This window comes from Pseudomonas sp. ES3-33 (assembly GCF_000952175.1).
GTDB classification, from domain to species: Bacteria; Pseudomonadota; Gammaproteobacteria; order Pseudomonadales; family Pseudomonadaceae; genus Aquipseudomonas; species Aquipseudomonas gregormendelii.
Genome location: NZ_JZRI01000078.1, coordinates 40,413 through 60,135 on the forward strand (window position 1 = coordinate 40,413; position 19,723 = coordinate 60,135).

General features: G+C 59.1%; 18 protein-coding genes. 4 read left to right on the plus strand and 14 right to left on the minus strand.

The window, feature by feature from the left end:
* Positions 1-3: 3 nt before the first annotated feature.
* Together ftsH and rlmE are read right to left on the minus strand one after the other, a co-directional pair.
* Entirely contained in the window at positions 4-1,914 is a 1,911-nt protein-coding gene (gene ftsH, locus UB23_RS14715) for an ATP-dependent zinc metalloprotease FtsH (RefSeq protein ID WP_045060045.1), read from the minus strand.
* 197 nt (positions 1,915-2,111) lie between these two features.
* The gene (gene rlmE / locus UB23_RS14720; protein WP_045060046.1) at positions 2,112-2,741 is read right to left on the minus strand and encodes a 23S rRNA (uridine(2552)-2'-O)-methyltransferase RlmE; all 630 of its coding nucleotides are present in this window, start codon (positions 2,739-2,741) and stop codon (positions 2,112-2,114) included.
* A 101-nt stretch (positions 2,742-2,842) separates the two neighbouring features.
* Between rlmE and UB23_RS14725 the strand changes: the two genes are divergently transcribed.
* The gene (locus tag UB23_RS14725; RefSeq protein ID WP_045060047.1) at positions 2,843-3,151 is read left to right on the plus strand and encodes a YhbY family RNA-binding protein; all 309 of its coding nucleotides are present in this window, start codon (positions 2,843-2,845) and stop codon (positions 3,149-3,151) included.
* Positions 3,152-3,160: 9 nt separating this feature from the next.
* On the opposite strand, the gene UB23_RS14730 is transcribed toward UB23_RS14725, so the two are convergent.
* From UB23_RS14730 to grpE, 8 genes are all read right to left on the minus strand, one after another.
* On the minus strand, positions 3,161-3,565 hold the full coding sequence (locus UB23_RS14730; RefSeq protein ID WP_045060048.1) for a hypothetical protein: 405 nt from the start codon (positions 3,563-3,565) through the stop codon (positions 3,161-3,163).
* Between the two features lie 31 nt (positions 3,566-3,596).
* Positions 3,597-4,073, minus strand: coding sequence for a transcription elongation factor GreA (gene greA, locus UB23_RS14735; protein ID WP_008029775.1), 477 nt, complete (start codon positions 4,071-4,073; stop codon positions 3,597-3,599).
* Positions 4,070-7,291, minus strand: a complete 3,222-nt coding sequence (gene carB / locus UB23_RS14740) for a carbamoyl-phosphate synthase large subunit (protein ID WP_045060049.1) — start codon at positions 7,289-7,291, stop codon at positions 4,070-4,072. Before carB ends, greA begins: the two co-directional genes overlap by 4 nt.
* A gap of 116 nt (positions 7,292-7,407) precedes the next feature.
* Complete coding sequence (carA, locus tag UB23_RS14745; RefSeq protein ID WP_045060050.1) at positions 7,408-8,544, minus strand: glutamine-hydrolyzing carbamoyl-phosphate synthase small subunit; 1,137 nt, start codon at positions 8,542-8,544, stop codon at positions 7,408-7,410.
* A 258-nt stretch (positions 8,545-8,802) separates the two neighbouring features.
* Positions 8,803-9,606: a 4-hydroxy-tetrahydrodipicolinate reductase gene (gene dapB, locus UB23_RS14750; RefSeq protein WP_045060051.1), complete on the minus strand. Its 804-nt coding sequence runs from the start codon at positions 9,604-9,606 to the stop codon at positions 8,803-8,805.
* 10 nt (positions 9,607-9,616) lie between these two features.
* Positions 9,617-10,741: a molecular chaperone DnaJ gene (dnaJ, locus tag UB23_RS14755; RefSeq protein ID WP_045060052.1), complete on the minus strand. Its 1,125-nt coding sequence runs from the start codon at positions 10,739-10,741 to the stop codon at positions 9,617-9,619.
* A gap of 298 nt (positions 10,742-11,039) precedes the next feature.
* A complete protein-coding gene (dnaK, locus tag UB23_RS14760) occupies positions 11,040-12,956 on the minus strand; it encodes a molecular chaperone DnaK (RefSeq protein WP_045060053.1) in 1,917 nt (638 codons plus the stop codon).
* 102 nt (positions 12,957-13,058) lie between these two features.
* Positions 13,059-13,625, minus strand: a complete 567-nt coding sequence (gene grpE / locus UB23_RS14765; RefSeq protein ID WP_045060054.1) for a nucleotide exchange factor GrpE — start codon at positions 13,623-13,625, stop codon at positions 13,059-13,061.
* Between the two features lie 240 nt (positions 13,626-13,865).
* On the opposite strand from grpE, the gene recN reads away from it, so the two are divergent.
* Positions 13,866-15,539, plus strand: a complete 1,674-nt coding sequence (gene recN, locus UB23_RS14770; RefSeq protein ID WP_045060055.1) for a DNA repair protein RecN — start codon at positions 13,866-13,868, stop codon at positions 15,537-15,539.
* Positions 15,540-15,754: 215 nt separating this feature from the next.
* Here recN and fur read toward each other — a convergent pair whose 3' ends face one another.
* Positions 15,755-16,159 carry a ferric iron uptake transcriptional regulator gene (gene fur, locus UB23_RS14775; RefSeq protein WP_045060056.1) on the minus strand — a complete coding sequence of 135 codons (405 nt, stop codon included), beginning with the start codon at positions 16,157-16,159 and terminating at the stop codon, positions 15,755-15,757.
* A 97-nt stretch (positions 16,160-16,256) separates the two neighbouring features.
* Between fur and UB23_RS14780 the strand changes: the two genes are divergently transcribed.
* Positions 16,257-16,784 (plus strand): outer membrane protein assembly factor BamE, encoded by a 528-nt coding sequence (locus tag UB23_RS14780; protein ID WP_045060057.1) that lies wholly within the window; start codon positions 16,257-16,259, stop codon positions 16,782-16,784.
* A 58-nt stretch (positions 16,785-16,842) separates the two neighbouring features.
* On the opposite strand, the gene UB23_RS14785 is transcribed toward UB23_RS14780, so the two are convergent.
* Genes UB23_RS14785 through UB23_RS14795 form a run of 3 tightly spaced genes read right to left on the minus strand, consistent with a single transcriptional unit; the run spans position 16,843 to position 18,995 of the window.
* Positions 16,843-17,157 (minus strand): RnfH family protein, encoded by a 315-nt coding sequence (locus UB23_RS14785; RefSeq protein WP_045060058.1) that lies wholly within the window; start codon positions 17,155-17,157, stop codon positions 16,843-16,845.
* Positions 17,150-17,584 (minus strand): type II toxin-antitoxin system RatA family toxin, encoded by a 435-nt coding sequence (locus UB23_RS14790; protein ID WP_045060059.1) that lies wholly within the window; start codon positions 17,582-17,584, stop codon positions 17,150-17,152. Before UB23_RS14790 ends, UB23_RS14785 begins: the two co-directional genes overlap by 8 nt.
* Before the next feature lie 7 nt (positions 17,585-17,591).
* A complete protein-coding gene (locus UB23_RS14795) occupies positions 17,592-18,995 on the minus strand; it encodes a sodium-dependent transporter (protein WP_045060060.1) in 1,404 nt (467 codons plus the stop codon).
* 118 nt (positions 18,996-19,113) lie between these two features.
* Here UB23_RS14795 and smpB point away from each other — a divergent pair, with 118 nt between their 5' ends.
* Positions 19,114-19,596 (plus strand): SsrA-binding protein SmpB, encoded by a 483-nt coding sequence (smpB, locus tag UB23_RS14800; protein ID WP_028623113.1) that lies wholly within the window; start codon positions 19,114-19,116, stop codon positions 19,594-19,596.
* The last annotated feature ends 127 nt before the right edge of the window (positions 19,597-19,723 follow it).

The window sequence follows — 19,723 nt, forward strand, 5'->3', positions numbered from 1 at the left end:
ACCTTAAACGTCAGCAGCAGGACCGCCGATCGGTGTTTCCGGACGCGGATCCTGTACTGCCGGAGGAGTACCGGAAGTCCCTGTACCACCCGACCAGTCGCGAGGTTCGCGAGGAGTACGACCCGCCATGATGTCGTCGATCTGCTCAGCATCGATCGTCTCGTACTTCATCAGCGCATCGGCCATCGCATCAAGCTTGTCGCGGTTGTCCGTGAGGATCTGCTTGGCGGTGCCGTAGCACTGATCAATGATGCTGCGCACTTCGGAGTCGATCAGCTTGGCTGTCTCACCGGAGAAGCTTGCACTCTGACCACCGCCGCCACGACCAAGGAATACTTCGCCCTCGTCTTCGGCGTACATCAACGGACCGAGCTTTTCCGACAGGCCCCACTTGGTCACCATGTTCCGCGCAATCTGGCTGGCACGCATGATGTCGTTGGAAGCGCCGGTGGTGACACCGTCGAAGCCCAGGGTCATCTCTTCAGCGATACGGCCACCGTAGAGCGAGCAGATCTGGCTGATCAGCGCACGCTTGGACAGGCTGTAGCGATCTTCTTCCGGCAGGAACATGGTCACACCCAGCGCACGACCGCGCGGAATGATGGAGACCTTGTAGACCGGATCATGCTCAGGCACTACGCGACCCACAATGGCGTGGCCGGCTTCGTGATAAGCGGTGTTCTGCTTCTCTTTTTCCGACATGACCATGGATTTGCGCTCGGCGCCCATCATGATCTTGTCCTTGGCCAGCTCGAATTCTTTCATTTCGACGACGCGCTTGCCGGTACGGGCAGCGAACAGCGACGCTTCGTTCACCAGGTTGGCCAAGTCGGCACCGGAGAAACCCGGGGTACCACGGGCAATCACCGCAGGAGCGACATCGTCACCCATTGGCACTTTGCGCATGTGCACCTTGAGAATCTGCTCGCGACCACGGATATCCGGCAGACCGACCACAACCTGACGGTCGAAACGGCCCGGACGCAGCAACGCAGGGTCCAGTACGTCCGGACGGTTGGTCGCGGCGATGACGATGATGCCGTCATTCATTTCGAAGCCGTCCATCTCTACCAGCAACTGGTTGAGAGTCTGTTCGCGCTCGTCGTGACCGCCACCCATGCCGGCGCCACGGTGGCGACCGACGGCGTCGATTTCATCGATGAAGATGATGCAAGGCGCGTGCTTCTTGGCCTGCTCGAACATGTCACGAACACGGCTCGCACCCACGCCGACGAACATCTCGACGAAGTCGGAACCGGAAATAGTGAAGAACGGCACCTTGGCTTCGCCGGCAATCGCCTTGGCCAGCAAGGTTTTACCGGTACCCGGAGGGCCGACCATCAGCACGCCGCGAGGGATGCGACCGCCCAGGCGCTGGAACTTGCCCGGATCGCGGAGGAACTCGACGAGCTCGCCAACTTCTTCCTTGGCTTCGTCGCAACCGGCAACGTCAGCCAATGTGGTCTTGACCTGATCTTCGGAGAGCAGGCGTGCCTTGCTCTTGCCAAAGCTCATCGGCCCACCCTTGCCCCCTGCACCGCCCTGCATCTGGCGCATGAAGAACATGAACACGGCGATGATCACCAGGATCGGGAAGCTGGCCACCAGGAGTTGAGTCCAGATGCTTTGCTGCTCAGGCTGCTTGCCCTCGACAACGACGTGGTTATCCACGAGGTCACCGATCAGACCATTGTCCTGGATTGCCGGACGGATGGTCTTGAAGCTGTCGCCATCGCTGCGCTTGCCGGTGATGACATAACCATCAACGGCTACGCGCTCGACCTTGCCATCCTTGACCTGCTGGATGAAGTCGGAATAGTTGAGGGTCTGCGGCTCGTTAGGGCTGGAGAAGTTGTTCATCACCGTCACCAGGACTGCCGCGATGATCAACCACAGGATCAGATTCTTTGCCATATCGTTCAATTAACTACCCTCTGAAGCAAGCTCCGCTAATGGCGCGCGCTTCGCATGATATTCACCGGCCTAACTTACTACATTACGAACGGCGGTGGCAGGCGCCGTCTGTAACCCTTTGTGAAACACTTTCTACACAATATTCGCTATTGCCCGCGGGGCGAAATACGAAAATCCTATCGACCCGCTAAAAAACCTTATTCGGCAGGACGGCGATAGCCCCAAGCCAGCATGTATTGCTCGCGGGAACTGCCACGGGAAGAGTCCGGCTTGATCATCTGGACCTTGTCGAATTTCTGACGAGCGTCCTTCACGTAAGCATCAAACCCTTCGCCCTGAAACACCTTGATCACGAAATTACCACCCGGCTTGAGTATCCGGGCCGCCAGATCAAGCGCCAGCTCACATAGAAACATGGCTTTTGGCATGTCTACTTCAGGCGTACCACTCATATTGGGGGCCATATCGGAAATCACAAGGTCCACCTGCGAATTACCCACGGCTTCAAGGATCTGGGCGAGCACTTCGTCCTGGGTGAAGTCACCCTGGATGAAAGTCACGTCCGGAATACTGTCCATTTCCAGGATGTCCGAAGCGATCAGACGCCCCTGACCGCCGATCAGCCGACTGGTGACCTGCGACCAGCCGCCGGGCGCAGCACCCAGGTCGACAACGCTCATACCCGGACGGATCAGCTTGTATTTCTCCTGGACTTCCAGAAGCTTGTAGCTCGCACGCGAGCGGTAACCATCCTTCTGCGCCTGCTTCACATAGGGATCATTGACATGTCTTTTCAGCCAGCCAAGGCTTGTCTTGGAACGCGCCATTGGGCACCTCGATGATAAGGGTCGTGATTAATTGGGCGGATCCACGAGCCCTCGGGTAAAATGGCCGCCATTTTACAGAATCCAGACGAAAGGGTCAGATTATGCCGCTCACTCAAGAGCAGAAGAAACAGTACAAATCCATTGGCCACCATCTGAAACCGGTTTTGATCGTGGCGGACAACGGTTTGACTGAGGGTGTGTTAGCCGAACTTGAACGCGCTTTGGCGGATCACGAGCTGATCAAGATCAAGCTCAACATCCTCGATCGCGAATCGCGCCTGGCGTCCATTGCAGAGCTGTGCAAGGTCGGTAAAGCGGACCTGGTCCAGGTCATTGGCAAGATGGCACTGATTCACCGCAAGAACTTCAGCGTCAACAAGCAACTGTCGAACGTCCATCGCTTCAAGTGATGACAAGGGTCAAGGGTGTGCTTCGCGCACCCTGCCACTCCATCCAGGTACCGGCTGCAACACCAGCACCAGCCCGGAAAACCCCAGGACGAGATAGCTGAAAACCTGCCAGCTCACGGCATCCGGCCATCCCAGGCGCACAGCGACAAACATCCCGCACGCATACAGCGCCATCAACAGCAGTTGCCCGCGAATATCGCGCCATAGACTGGCAAGGCCCTCGGCCTGAATCAGCACCAAAGCCTGAAAAATCACACACGCTGCGGCAAACCCCACCATCAGCGCATTCAGCATGCCTGCAATTTCGTCGATCAGCAGCGGTGCCAGGCCAATCCAGCCCAGCACCGGCAGCAGACCGATATGCAACAGCCACAGGCCGCCTACCCATAACATCTGGGTCAGCTGCCAAAGCATCGCGCCCGCACGAAGCGGGCGCCATGGCTTATCAGATGTGGCGAACTTCGACAATCTCATACTCGATAACGCCACCCGGCGTCTTCACGGCAACCACGTCACCCTCCTCCTTGGCGATCAAGGCGCGGGCCAGTGGTGAACCCACCGAAATCTTGCCGAGTTTGAAGTCAGCTTCGTCCTCACCCACGATGTGGTAAGTGACGCGCTCATCCGTCTCGACGTTGGCGATCTCAACGGTGGTGCCGAAAATCACTTTACCGGTATGAGGAATGGAAGTGACGTCGATGATGACCTGGTTCTGAATCCGGCCTTCGATGTCACGAATCCGCGCCTCGACCATCCCTTGCTGCTCGCGGGCAGCGTGGTACTCGGCGTTTTCCTTCAGGTCACCCAACTCGCGGGCCGTCCCGATGTCCTGGCTGAGCTTCGGACGGACGACCTTGGTCAGGTGAGCGTGTTCTTCTTCCAGGGCTTTGGCGCCCTGGACGGTCATTGGGTACTTGATCATGCCTTTAATCCTGCGTGTAGATCCTGCAAGCGGCGCACAGTCTTCTCGGGACCGAACTTCAACGCTTCGCAGATGGCTTCGCCAGCAGCAATGGTGGTGGTGCAGTAAATCTTGTGCTGCAGCGCATTACGACGAATGGAGTACGAGTCGGCGATCGACTGACGACCTTCGGTGGTGTTGATGATCAGGGTGACTTCGTCATTTTTGATCATGTCGACCACGTGCGGACGACCTTCGGTCACCTTGTTCACACGGCGCACTTTCAGGCCTGCGGCCTCGATCAGCTTGGCAGTACCGGCAGTGGCAACCACTTCGAAGCCCAAGTTGATCAGATCACGGGCCACGCCTGCAACCAGTGGTTTGTCATCGTCGCGCACGCTGATGAACGCGGTACCGCCGGTCGGCAGCACTTCGCTGGCGCCCATCTGGGCCTTGGCGAATGCTTCGCCGAAGGTGTCGCCCACGCCCATCACTTCACCGGTGGACTTCATCTCAGGGCCCAGGATCGGGTCCACACCAGGGAATTTGGCGAATGGGAACACCGCCTCTTTCACGCTGTAGAAGTTAGGAATGATTTCCTTGGTGAAGCCGATTTCCTTCAGGGTTTTGCCGGCCATGACGCGAGCCGCGATCATTGCCAGGGAAACACCGATGCACTTGGACACGAAAGGTACGGTACGGGAAGCGCGCGGGTTGACTTCGATGACGTAGATGTCTTCGCCTTGCAGCGCCAACTGCACGTTCATCAGGCCGACAACGCCCAGCTCCAGGGCCATTTTCTTGACCTGTTCGCGCATCTCGTCCTGGATGTGCGCAGGCAGCGAGTAAGGCGGCAGGGAGCATGCGGAGTCACCGGAGTGAACGCCGGCCTGCTCGATGTGTTGCATGATCGCGCCGATCACCACGTCGGTGCCGTCGCAGACCGCATCCACGTCCATCTCGATGGCGCAGTTGAGGAAGTGGTCGAGCAGCACCGGGCTGTCGTTGGACACTTTCACCGCGTCACGCAGGTAGCGCTTGAGCTCTTCTTCTTCGTAGACGATTTCCATCGCACGACCGCCCAACACGTAGGACGGACGAACCACCAGCGGGTAGCCGATCTTGCTGGCAGCGCGAATCGCTTCGTCTTCGCTGCGCACGGTGGCGTTTGGCGGCTGGCGCAGGTTCAGGCGCTCGACCATCTGCTGGAAGCGCTCACGGTCTTCGGCGCGGTCAATGGCGTCAGGGCTGGTGCCGATGATCGGCACGCCGGCTTCTTCCAGGGCTCGTGCCAGTTTCAGCGGGGTCTGACCGCCGTACTGGACGATCACGCCTTTTGGCTTCTCGACGCGGCAGATTTCCAGCACGTCTTCCAGGGTCACTGGCTCGAAGTACAGGCGATCGGAGGTGTCGTAGTCGGTGGAAACGGTTTCCGGGTTGCAGTTGACCATGATGGTCTCGTAACCGTCTTCGCGCAGGGCCAATGCCGCGTGCACGCAGCAGTAGTCGAACTCGATGCCCTGGCCGATACGGTTAGGACCGCCGCCGAGGATCATGATCTTGTCGCGGCCCGAAGGTGCAGCTTCGCACTCTTCCTCGTAAGTCGAGTACATGTACGCGGTGTCGGTGGCGAACTCGGCCGCGCAGGTGTCAACGCGCTTGTAGACCGGGAAGATCTCCAGCTTGTGGCGGTGACGACGCAGCGCCTTCTCGGTCACACCCAGCAGCTTGGCCAGACGCATGTCGGAGAAGCCTTTGCGCTTGAGCTTGAACATCAGGTCGCGGTCGATGCTGGCCAGACCCAGGGTCTTGACCTTCTCTTCTTCCTTGATCAGATCTTCGATCTGTACCAGGAACCACGGGTCGATCATGTTCATGCCGAAGATGTCTTCGACCGACAGGCCGGCGCGGAAGGCGTCAGCCACGTACCAGATACGCTCGGCACCCGGCACGGTCAGTTCGCGCTTGAGGATGCTCATGCTTTCCGGATTGCTCAGGTCGAGCTTCTCGTCCAGGCCGCAAACGCCCACTTCCAGGCCGCGCAAAGCTTTCTGCAGGGATTCCTGGAAAGTCCGGCCGATGGCCATGACCTCACCTACCGACTTCATTTGCGTGGTCAGGCGCGCGTCGGCTTTCGGGAATTTCTCGAAGGCGAAGCGAGGCAGCTTGGTCACGACGTAGTCGATGGACGGCTCGAAGGACGCAGGCGTAGCACCGCCGGTGATTTCGTTCTGCAGTTCATCCAGGGTGTAGCCGATCGCCAGCTTGGCAGCGATGCGCGCAATCGGGAAACCGGTGGCTTTGGAGGCCAGTGCCGACGAACGGGATACCCGCGGGTTCATCTCGATGACCACCATGCGACCGGTGTCCGGGCAAATGCCGAACTGGACGTTGGAGCCGCCGGTTTCCACGCCGATCTCGCGCAGTACCGCCAGGGAGGCGTTACGCATGATCTGGTATTCCTTGTCCGTCAGGGTCTGTGCCGGCGCAACGGTGATCGAGTCACCGGTGTGCACGCCCATCGGGTCAAAGTTTTCAATGGAGCAGACGATGATGCAGTTGTCCTTCTTATCGCGGACAACCTCCATCTCGTATTCTTTCCAGCCGATCAGGGATTCGTCGATCAGCAGCTCTTTGGTTGGCGACAGGTCCAGACCACGGGCGCAGATTTCTTCGAACTCTTCACGGTTGTACGCGATACCGCCACCGGTGCCGCCCATGGTGAAGGACGGACGGATGATGCACGGGAAGCCAAGCTTCTCGAGCACTGCGTTGGCTTCTTCCATGCTGTGGGCGATACCCGAGCGCGGGCAGTCCAGGCCGATGGATTTCATCGCCTTGTCAAAGCGCGAGCGGTCTTCAGCCTTGTCGATGGTGTCGGCATTGGCGCCGATCATCTCTACGCCGAATTTTTCCAGGACGCCTTCGCGCTCCAGGTCCAGGGCGCAGTTCAGGGCGGTCTGGCCACCCATGGTTGGCAGCAGCGCGTCCGGACGCTCTTTCTCGATGATCTTGGCAACGGTCTGCCACTTGATCGGCTCGATGTAGGTGGCGTCGGCCATGTCCGGGTCGGTCATGATGGTCGCCGGGTTGGAGTTCACCAGGATGACGCGGTAGCCCTCCTCGCGCAGGGCTTTGCAGGCCTGGGCGCCGGAGTAGTCGAATTCGCAGGCCTGGCCGATCACGATCGGGCCAGCGCCGAGAATCAGGATGCTTTTTATGTCTGTACGTTTTGGCATGGGTTTGTCACTCAAATCCGCAGGTCAGTCGGCAAGCCGTCTTGTTCAATCTGTGAAGCCTTGAGGGGGCCGCCGATGGGGGCCGCCCTCAAGCTTTGCTGCATCAGGGCGAGCGATCAGCGTCGCTTGGCCATCTCGTTGATGAAGCGATCGAACAATGGCGCTACGTCGTTCGGGCCAGGGCTGGCTTCCGGGTGACCCTGGAAGCTGAAGGCGCTCTTGTCGGTACGCTCGATGCCTTGCAGGGTGCCGTCGAACAGCGATTTGTGGATCGCGCGCACGTTGGCCGGCAGGGTCGCTTCGTCCACCGCAAAACCGTGGTTCTGGCTGGTGATCATGACTACACCGCTGTCCAGGTCCTGCACCGGGTGGTTGGCACCGTGGTGGCCGTGGCCCATTTTCAGGGTCTTGGCGCCGGAGGCCAGGGCCAGCAGCTGGTGACCGAGGCAGATACCGAATACCGGGATCTCGGTTTCCAGTACGTCCTTGATCGCCTGGATCGCGTAGTCGCATGGCTCCGGATCACCCGGGCCGTTGGACAGGAACACGCCATCGGGCTTCATCGCCAGCACGTCGGCCGCTGGCGTCTGGGCCGGAACCACAGTGACGCGGCAACCGCGCTCGACCAGCATGCGCAGGATGTTCAGCTTCACGCCGTAGTCGTAGGCGACCACATGGTACGGCAGCTCAGAGGCGTCGATGGTCGCGTGGCTGTCGGTTTTCAGGTCCCAGACCGTCGAGCGCCACTCGTACTGCTCTTTGGTGCTGACGACTTTCGCCAGGTCCATGCCCTTGAGGCCAGGAAAACCCTGGGCGGCGGCAATGGCGGCTTCTTCTGAGATGTTGTCGCCGGCCATGATGCAGCCGTTCTGTGCACCTTTCTCACGCAGGATGCGGGTCAGGCGACGGGTATCGATACCGGCGATGGCCACGACATTGTTGGCTTTCAGGTAATCGGACAGGGACATCGTGTTGCGCCAGTTGCTCGCAACCAGTGGCAAGTCACGGATGACCAGGCCAGCAGACCAGACGCGGTCAGACTCGGCGTCTTCCGGCGTGGTGCCGGTGTTGCCGATATGCGGATAGGTCAGGGTAACGATCTGTTGGGCGTAGGAAGGATCGGTAAGGATTTCCTGATAGCCGGTCATGGCGGTATTGAACACCACCTCACCAACGGTTTGACCGTCGGCTCCAATTGCTTCGCCGCGAAAAATGCTGCCATCAGCAAGGGCGAGTATGGCTGGCTTAGTCAAGAAGACCTCCCGTAAATAAAGCCTGAAAGGGCGATCGCAGGTGTAAAAAAGCGGAGTGACGTATGGACACGTCACCCCGCTCATTCACTGAATTATTCTGCGCGCTTTTAGTGAACACACTAAAGCTGTAGCTTACAGAAAAAGGCCTTTTTGGTCTACCGCCAATGAGCCTTAAAGGCCGGAGAATGCGACAGGTCGTCGCTTGGCGGAGTAAAACCGGGCTCAAACGCTGCGCGCGAGCCCGATCTCGGGTGCATCTTAACGCAGGTCGAGCACGTCTTGCATGTCGTACAGACCAGGCTCACGCCCGTCCAGCCACAATGCCGCACGCACCGCACCCTTGGCGAAGGTCATGCGACTGGACGCCTTGTGGGTGATCTCTACGCGCTCACCGTCGGCGGCGAACAGCACCGTGTGATCGCCAACGATGTCGCCGGCACGCACGGTGGCAAAACCGATGGTCTCGCGCTCGCGAGCGCCGGTCTGACCCTCACGACCGTACACCGCAACCTTCTTCAGATCACGACCGAGGGCATCGGCAATCACCTCACCCATGCGCACGGCAGTGCCTGACGGCGCATCGACTTTATGCCGATGGTGAGCCTCGGTGATTTCGATATCGACATCATCACCCAGCACCCGCGCCGCCGTATCGAGCAGTTTCAGGCACAGGTTGACGCCGACGCTGAAGTTGGCAGCGAAGACAATTGGAATGTCCTTGCCCGCCTCGGCCAGCAGCTGCTTCTCTTCGACACTGAAACCCGTTGTGCCGATGATCATCGCCTTGCCGTGCTTGCGGCAGAAGGCGAGGTTCTTCAGGGTCACTGTCGGGTGAGTGAAGTCGATCAGCACGTCGAACTCGTCGGCCACCCGAGCCAGGTCACCAGACAGCGGAACGCCAATGCGACCCAGCGCCGCCAGCTCACCGGCATCCGCACCGACCAGCGTGCTGTCGGGACGATCCACAGCCGCCGTCAGGCCGGCGCCCGGGGTTTGCTGCACGGCTTCAATCAGGGTTTTACCCATGCGCCCGGCGGCGCCCATCACTGCAATACGTCGCATGCCCTTCTCCTTACAAATCGCCGAAGAAGCGCTTCACGCCTTCGAACCAGCCAGTGGTTTTCGGCGAATGGCTGTTATCGTCCGCCAGCGAGCTGCGGAACTCTTCCAGCAATTCGCGCTGACGACGACCCAGGTTTACCGGGGTTTCGACCGCCACCCGGCACATCAGGTCGCCAGCACCGCCACCGCGCACCGGCGCAACGCCTTTGCCACGGACCCGGAACTGCTTGCCGGTCTGGGTGCCCTCGGGGATCTTCAGCTTGACTCGACCATCCAGGGTCGGAATCTCCAGCTCGCCGCCCAGCGCCGCATCGACAAAGCTGATCGGCACTTCACAGAACAGATGCTTGCCGTCGCGCTGGAAGATCGCGTGCTCGCGCACGTTGATCACCACATAGAGGTCGCCAGTCGGGCCGCCCTGGGCGCCCGCCTCGCCTTCGCCGGACAGGCGGATGCGATCACCGGTATCGACACCGGCCGGCACTTTCACCGACAGGGTCTTGTACTCTTCGATACGACCGTCACCGTTGCAGGAATCGCACGGGTCGGAAATGATCTTGCCCTGGCCATGGCAGCGCGGGCAGGTTTGCTGTACCGAGAAGAAGCCTTGCTGCATGCGAACCTGGCCGATGCCGCCACAGGTCGGGCAGGTAACAGGCGCCGAGCCCTTCTTGGCACCCGAGCCATCGCACGGCTTGCAGTTGACCAATGTCGGAACGCGGATATTCACGGTAGTACCGCGCACCGCCTCTTCCAGGTTCAGCTCCAGCGTGTAGCGCAGGTCGCTGCCGCGCTGGGCGCCGCCACGAGCACCGCCGCGACCGCCACCGAAGAAATCGCTGAACACATCGCCAAAGATGTCGGAGAAATTCTGACCACCGAAACCTGGCCCACCGCCGCCCATGCTCGGGTCGACGCCAGCATGACCGTACTGGTCGTAAGCGGCGCGCTTGCTCGAATCGGACAGCACTTCGTAGGCCTCGTTGGCCTCCTTGAACATCTCTTCCGACGCTTTGTCATCGGGATTACGGTCCGGGTGATGCTTCATTGCCAGGCGGCGGTAGGCCTTCTTCAGGTCTGCTTCGCTTGAGCCACGCTCAACACCCAACACTTCGTAATAGTCACGCTTTGCCATAAGTCTTTGCACTCTTGAGGACGTCCGGCAAACCTCTCCTGAGCCTTGCCAAACTCGTTGAGCCCCAATACAGGCCCGGACCCAACTCACGTCAATTCAACGATCCTGGTCTTTGATTCATTGCGGTACTTGCGGCGCGAAAAGCAGGAGCATTCCCGGCCATACCAGCAACATACGAACGCTGCCGCATGCTGTAAAAAATTCTCGTACTCCAGACACGCCAACGCGGGAGCAGGCTCCCGCGCGGCGACATCCTACCAGTCACCGCCTGAAGGCAGTCAACCGGGCGACCAACAACTTACTTGTTGTCTTTGACTTCTTCGAACTCAGCGTCGACGACGTCATCGGCCTTCTCTGCCTTTTCGTCCTGCGGTGCAGCGCCTTCAGCAGGCTGGGCCTGTTCGGCGTACATCTTCTGTGCCACTGGAGCGGAGACTTTCGACAGCTCTTCAACCTTGGCTTCGATCGCAGCCTTGTCGTCGCCTTTGACAGCGGCTTCAAGGGCTACCACAGCAGCTTCGATTGCAGTCTTCTCTTCAGCGCTCACCTTGTCGCCAGCATCAGCGATCATTTTGCGAGTCGAGTGCACCAGCGCATCACCCTGGTTACGGGCAGCGGCCAGCTCTTCGAACTTGCGATCTTCGTCGGCGTTGGTTTCAGCATCGCGAATCATCTGCTGAATTTCTTCCTCGGACAGACCCGAGTTGGCCTTGATCACGATCGACTGAGTCTTGCCAGTGGCCTTGTCCTTGGCGCCTACGTGCAGGATGCCGTTGGCGTCGATGTCGAAGGTCACTTCAATTTGTGGCACGCCACGTGGTGCTGGTGGAATCTCGGCCAGGTCGAACTTGCCCAAAGACTTGTTCTGAGCGGCTTGCTTACGCTCACCTTGCAGCACGTGAATGGTCACAGCGCCCTGGTTGTCGTCGGCAGTCGAGAACACTTGCGATTTCTTGGTAGGAATCGTGGTGTTTTTCTCGATCAGCGCAGTCATCACGCCACCCATGGTTTCGATACCCAGGGTCAGCGGGCTGACGTCGAGCAGCAGGACGTCTTTCACGTCACCGGCCAATACGGCGCCCTGGATAGCAGCACCCATGGCAACGGCTTCGTCCGGGTTCACGTCTTTACGAGCTTCTTTACCGAAGAACTCGGTTACCAGCTTCTGAACCAGTGGCATACGGGTCTGACCGCCAACCAGGATCACGTCGTTGATAGCGCCAACGTCGATACCGGAGTCTTTCAGAGCGATGCGGCATGGTTCGATGGTGCGTTGAACCAGGTCTTCAACCAGCGCTTCGAGCTTGGCGCGGGAGATTTTCACGTTCAAGTGCTTAGGACCGGTAGCGTCTGCAGTGATGTACGGCAGGTTCACGTCGGTCGAATTGCTCGAAGACAGTTCGATCTTGGCTTTTTCAGCGGCTTCTTTCAGGCGCTGCATCGCCAGCGGGTCACCCTTGAGGTTCATGCCGCTTTCTTTCTTGAATTCGTCAACGAGGTAGTCGATCAGACGAATGTCAAAGTCTTCACCGCCCAGGAACGTGTCACCGTTGGTGGCCAGTACTTCGAACTGGTGCTCGCCATCAACTTCAGCGATTTCGATCACGGAAACGTCAAAAGTACCACCGCCCAGGTCGTAAACGATCACGGTGTGATCGCCCTTGGCCTTGTCCATACCGTAAGCCAGAGCAGCTGCGGTTGGTTCGTTGATGATACGTTTAACGTCCAGGCCCGCGATGCGGCCGGCGTCTTTAGTCGCTTGACGCTGGCTGTCGTTGAAGTAGGCCGGAACGGTGATCACCGCTTCGGTCACTGGCTCGCCGAGGTAGTCTTCGGCGGTCTTCTTCATTTTCTTCAGAATTTCAGCCGAGATTTGTGGCGGCGACATTTTCTGGCCGTTCACTTCTACCCATGCGTCGCCGTTGTCAGCCTTGGCGATTTTGTAAGGGACCATCTTGATGTCTTTTTGTACGACTTCTTCGTCGAACTTGCGACCGATCAGACGCTTCACCGCGTACAGGGTGTTGTGCGGATTGGTCACTGCCTGACGCTTGGCCGACTGGCCAACCAGGATTTCACCATCGTTGGCGTAAGCGATGATCGACGGCGTGGTACGCGCGCCTTCAGCGTTTTCAATAACTTTGGCTTTGCCGTTTTCCATCACGGAGACGCAGGAGTTGGTAGTCCCCAGGTCGATACCGATAATTTTGCCCATGTTAACTCTCCCGAAACTTTGGATTTGGTTGCCGCAGCAGTGGTGGCTAACTGCGGTAGCACTTAAACGCTTGACTTCTAAATGGGGGCCTTGCGGCTAATTTCAAGCCTGCTCGTCAATAGAAGGCGAAACTGGCGCAGGGGCCTTGCTGACCACGACCATGGCCGGGCGCAGCAGGCGACCATTGAGCTGGTAGCCCTTCTGGAACACCTTGAGCACGCTGTTTGGCTCGACATCGGCGCTTTCCTGCATGGCCATCGCCTGATGATGAACGGCGTTGAACGGTTCGCCATGCGGGTCGATCGCTTCCAGCTGATAACGCTTCAGGGTGTCCTGGAACATTTTCAGGGTCAGCTCGATGCCTTCACGCATTGGGCGGATGCTTTCGTCATCCGGGTTGGACAACTCCAGGCCCCGCTCCAGGCTGTCGATGATCGGCAGCAGGTCGCTGGCGAATTTTTCCAGCGCAAATTTGTGAGCCTTTTCTACATCCTGCTCGGCGCGACGGCGGACGTTCTGCAGATCGGCGGCTACACGCAAAGCCTGATCCTGAGCGCCTGCCAGTTGCTCTTCGAGCACTTTTACACGGGTCGCCAGGTCATCACCCGAAGTCTCGGGCGCCTGATTGGCGTCTGGATTTTGCGTATCTACTGTCTGTTCGTCAGCCATAGATTTCTCCTTTCAATGACGTCCGCGAGCTCAACTCGCGCTTCTGCCCAGCTATATGGGGCCGCAAAAACCAGCTTCAAGGGGTTGAGCGGATTAACCCTACAAAAAAGAGCTGCATTGTGATTCAACACGGGACTAAGGGTTTCGTCGGATCAAGCAAATCGAGCTAAGCGAGGCCATTGTCAGCCAGAATGAAAACACTGTATAAATAACCAGACCTAACACCTGGGAGCGGCCCTTATGCTGGTGCACCTGTCTGTACACAACTACGCCATCGTTGAACATCTCGATCTGGAACTTGATCGCGGGATGAGCGTGATCACAGGGGAAACCGGCGCCGGCAAGTCGATCATGCTCGACGCCCTGGGCCTGACCCTGGGCGATCGCGCCGACAGCGGCGTGGTGCGACCAGGCGCAGACAAGGCCGACATCCTGGCCACCTTCGACCTGGTCGACATCCCTGAAGCCAGTGCCTGGCTGGCCGAGCGCGACCTCGACAGCGACGGGCCGTGCATCCTGCGCCGGGTGATCACCGCCGAGGGCCGTTCCCGCGGCTACATCAATGGCACCCCTTGCCCCCTTGGCGACCTCAAGTCCCTGGGCGAACTGCTGATCGACATCCATAGCCAGCACGAACACCAGTCCCTGCTGAAGACCGACACTCACCGTCGCCTGCTGGACGAGTATGCCGGCGCAACCGACCTGGCCCGCCATGTTCAATTGGCCGCCCAGCGCTGGCGCCAGACCCGCCACGAGCTGGACCGCCTCTCCAACTCCGGCGACGAACAGCGTGCCCGCCATCAACTGCTCAGCTACCAGCTCGAAGAACTGGAAAACCTCGGCCTTGGCGAAAACGAGCTGGAACAGCTGGAGCAGGAGCACAAGAACCTGACCAATGCCGAGACACTCCTGGGCATTTGCCGCCAAGTGGTCGAGCAATGCAGCGAAAGTGATTCGGGAAATGTCTTGAACGCCCTGACGGCCAGCCTCAATCGCCTGTCGAGCGTGAACAACTCCATCGGCGCCCTGGGCGAAGCCAGCAGCCTGCTGACCAGCGCACAGATCCAGGTCGAAGAAGCCGTTGGCGAGCTAAATCGTTTCCTCGACAACTTCGATGCCGACCCCGCACGCCTGCAATACCTGGAGGAGCGCCTGGATGCGATCTACACCATGGCACGCAAGCACCGCATCCAGCCGACCGAAGTCGCGGAAATGCAGCAGAAACTGCTGGATGAAATCGAGACACTCAATGCCAACGACGAATCCATCGAGCGCTTGAGTGATGAGCTGGCGTCTTACGCCCGTCATTATCACGAGAAGGCCCGTGACCTCAGCGACCTGCGCCACCAGGCCGCAGGCAGCCTGGCCAGCGCGGTTGAACAGGAAATCCAGCGCCTGGGCATGCCCGGTGGGCGCTTCAGTATTGAATTGCGCCCCAACACCAGTGATGAACTGCTGCCTAACGGGCTGGAGCAGGTCGAATTGCTGGTCAGCGCCAACCCCGGCCAGCCGCTCAAAGCCCTGGCGAAAGTGGCGTCGGGCGGCGAGTTGTCGCGGATCAGCCTGGCCATTCAGGTGATCACGGCCCAGACCTCTCGGGTGCCAACCCTGGTATTCGACGAAGTGGACGTGGGTATCGGTGGCCCCACCGCAGAAATTGTCGGCCAGCTGCTGCGCCGCCTAGGCGAACGCGGCCAGGTGCTGACGGTGACCCACTTGCCGCAGGTGGCCGCCCAAGGTCATCAACATCTATTTGTGCATAAAGTGCGCGGGGAGGACGCGACGCGTACCGCCGTGTCCAAGCTCAGCAAGAATGAACGGGTGGAAGAAGTGGCGCGCATGCTGGGCGGCATCGACCTCACCAAGGAATCTCTCGCTCACGCGAAAAAAATGGTGGTTACCGCAAAAAACTAAAGCGAACCCTGTAGGAGCTGCCGCAGGCTCGGGCCGCGTTCGGACGATCTTTTGATCTTTTCATTACAGGGGCAAAGTCAAAAGATCGTCCGCACGCGGCCCGAGCCTGCAGCAGCTCCTACCGAAACCGCTTGCAAGCCAGGCGGCAGAAAGCACGAAGGCGACCCTGGGGTCGCCTTCGCTCGTTTCGCGAACCGAAGGTTCACGCGACATGCTTACTTTTTCTTGCGTACATACAGCACAAGATTGTGATCAACCATCTCAAAGCCATACTTGTCGACGATGGCTTTCTGCAGACGCTCGATTTCTTCGTCGAAGAATTCGATCACTTCGCTGGTTTCGACGTCGACCATATGGTCGTGATGCTTGCCGTCGTCCAGCTCGAAGACCGCATGGCCTCCGTCGAAGTTGTGCCGCACCACAAGGCCAGCTGCCTCGAACTGGGTCAGTACACGGTAAACCGTGGCCAGACCGACGTCCTCACCAGCCTCCATCAGCGCCTTGTAAACGTCCTCGGCACTCATGTGGCGTTGCTCGGCGGAATCGAGCATTTGCAGAATTTTGACCCGCGGAAGGGTCACTTTGAGGCCGGCTTTGCGTAGTTCGCTATTTTCAACCATGGTCAGCTTTCTCGCGATGCTGCTTCGCAGCTTCTCTTAATGCGGGTATGATCGGCGTTTACGTTGTCCCAGCCAAGATAGTGGAAGTCGCCCACCGATGCAAAACACCAAGCTCTTGCTAACCAGTTTCACCTTTGTGGGACTGCTCGCACTCGCCGGTTGTTCATTCCCCGGGGTTTACAAAATCGACATCCAGCAGGGCAATGTCGTCACGCAGGACATGATAGACCAGTTACGCCCGGGAATGACCCGTCGGCAAGTACGGTTTATCATGGGCAACCCCCTGCTGACTGACACGTTCCATGCCGATCGCTGGGATTACCTGTACAGCCTGCAACCCGGTGGCGGTGAACGCCAACAGGAACGCATTAGCGTTATCTTCAACCCAAATGACCAGCTTGTCAGCCTTTCCGGTGATTTCATGCCGGGAGTCAGCCGTGACGAAGCCATTCTCGGCCAGGATGGCGGCACTAATGTGACCGCACCTGCAGAGAACGTCGAGAAGCCGAAACCGGAAAAACCGGTCAAGCCAGGCTCGTTGCTGGACCAGATCCAGAAGGACGTGGACGGCGTAGAGACCGTTCCGGTCCCGACTCCAGAGCCTCTGGACACTTCGCCGCAATAATTTGCGACGCATTAAAAAACCCGGCATGCCGGGTTTTTTATTATCTGCGGTTCAGCGATTACTGATTACGCGCCCTGGCTTCAGCCGCTTTTGCTGCGCGCAGCCGCCGAACTTCCTTGGGGTCCGCCAGCAATGGCCGGTAAATCTCGATCCGGTCGCCGGCCTGGGCCAGCCGGCTTTGCGGATCGGCCACCACCTTGCCGAAGATCCCAAGCGGGCACTCGTCAAGATTAAGCTCGGGAAACGCTTCGCCAACCCCGGAGCGCCGCACAACCTCGCGCACGGTCAGCCCCGGCGGCACGCTCACCGCCAACAACAGCTGGCGATCAACGGCGGCGTACATCACCTCAACGTCGATCATGACCTCAACCATGCATTTGCTTGGCACGCTGGCAGAACGCATCCACCAGGGTGTTGGCGGCCTGGTTGAACAGCGGCCCCAAGGTGGCGCGAACGATCGGGCCGGCATAATCAAACGACAGATCGAGGCTGATCTTGCAGGCCTTCTCGCCCAACGCCTTGAACACCCAGACGCCATGCAGCTGATTGAACGGACCTTCTTCCAGGTTCATCTCGATGGACTGACCGGGCACCAGCGTATTGCGCGTCACGAAATGCTGGCTGAGGCCACCCTTCGCCACGCCGACACTGGCGCGCATATGCTCGGCAGAACTCTCCAGGACCTCGGCAGACGAACACCAGGGCAGGAATTCCGGATAGCGCGCCACGTCGTTGACCAGGTCATACAGCGCTTGCGCCGGATACGGCAGCAGGGCCGAACGTTGAATATGTGTCGTCATGTCAGCGTCACTTCCACAGCTGGGCGGCAAACACTACAAGAATGCCGATGGGCGCCACATAGCGCATCAAAAACAGGGACAGGGCGAACAGTGCCGGACGGCGGATCGACAATTCGTCGCGCACCGCCTCACGGCCCATTACCCAGCCTGCAAACACCACGAAACATAACCCGCCAAGGGGCAACATGATTCGCGAGGTGAAGAAATCGATCACGCCGAAGAAGTCCAATCCCCCGGCCGCACCCCATTGATAGAGGTGAAACATCCCGCCTTCGTTCACGAAAAACTTGGCTTGCTTCCAGATATTGAAGGAAAACACCGTGCCCAGCCCCACGAACCAGCAGGTGAAAGCCAGCCAGAACGTCACCCAGGCGCGGCTGACCTTGGTCCGTTCAACCAGGTAGGCCACCATCGGTTCGAGCAGGGAAATCGCCGAACTCCAGGCCGCAACGGCTACCAGCACGAAGAACACTACGCCCATCAGTTGGCCGAAGGCTACGTTGCCGAAGGCGAAAGGCAGGCTGACAAACATCAGCCCTGGACCTTCGCTCGGGTTCAGGCCGGCCGCGAACACGATCGGGAACAGGGCCAATCCGGCGACCAGGGACACGAAGGTATCCAGCAGCGCCACGCCGACAACCGTACCGGAAATCGATGAATCCTTGGGCATGTAGGCGCCGTAGATCATGATCGAACCAACGCCGACACTGAGGGAGAAGAACGCATGGCCCATCGCGGGCAGCAAGCCATCAAGGACTTTTTCCGGATGGAAGTCGAACATGAAATGCACGCCTTCCATGAAGTGGCCCGTGGTCATGCTGTAACCCAGCAACACCAGGATCATCACGAACAGCAGTGGCATCATGATCCGCAGGCTGCGCTCGAGCCCGGCAACGACGCCCTTGGCGATCACCACGGCCGACAGCAGCATGAATATTGTGTGCCAAAGTGTCAGGCGCCAGGGGTCGGCGATGACATTACCGAAATACGCGCCGACCTGATCAGGTGTCACGCCCTGGAAATCGCCACGCCCCATGTCGATGATGTAATCCAGCGACCAGCCGCCCACCACACTGTAGAAAGACAGGATGAGCAACGCCGTGATCATGCCGGCGAAGGCCCCCCAGGACCACTTGCCCGAATGCCCGGCCTCGATGGCCAGCACCTTCAAGGCATTCGCCGGGCTTTGCCGGGCACGGCGGCCGATCAGGGTTTCGGCCAGCATGACCGGCACCCCGATCAGCGCGATGCAGGCCAGGAACATCAGCACAAAGGCGCCGCCGCCATAGACGCCGACCATGTAGGGGAATTTCCAGATACTACCCAGGCCCACGGCCGAACCGGTCGCGGCGAGTATGAAGACCCAGCGGCTAGCCCAACTGCCGTGGACAGAAACCTTGTCTGTCGACATCGTTATCACGCCCAAGCGTTCAAAAAAGAGCGCGCATTGTCCGGGATTCAATCAACCTGCTCAAGCACGTAGCGATACCGTAGCCGACTTGCTTGCAACTCCCTATAATGCCGCCCCTATGGCTAAACAGAAGAAACACCCCACAGGGACCATCGCGCAAAATAAAAAGGCGCGACACGATTACTTCATCGAACATCGGTTCGAGGCTGGTCTGGTCCTGGCCGGCTGGGAAGTAAAGAGTTTGCGGGCGAGCAAGCTACAACTGGTTGACAGTTATGTACTGCTCAAGGATGGCGAAGCCTGGCTGCTTGGCAGCCATATCACGCCACTGATGACCGCAAGCACCCACGTCATTGCTGACCCGACCCGCACGCGCAAGCTGCTGCTGAATCGGCGCGAGCTGGAAAAGCTGGCCGCCGCCGTGCAGCAGAAGGGTTATGCCTGCGTATGCCTGTCCTGGTACTGGAGCAAGCACATGGTCAAGTGCGAGATCGCTCTGGGCAAGGGCAAGAAGGAATACGACAAGCGCGACACCGAACGCGAACGCGACGCCGGTCGTGAGCTGCAGCGTGCGGTGCGGAACAAGGGCAAGGAAGATTAATTCTTCTGCCTGAAATGCGGCGCCTGCGAAAAGATCGCAGCCTGCGGCAGCTCCTACAGTTTTGTGCGAGCCCGATGAATCGGGTTGAAACAAAATCCATGTAGGAGCTGCCGAAGGCTGCGATCTT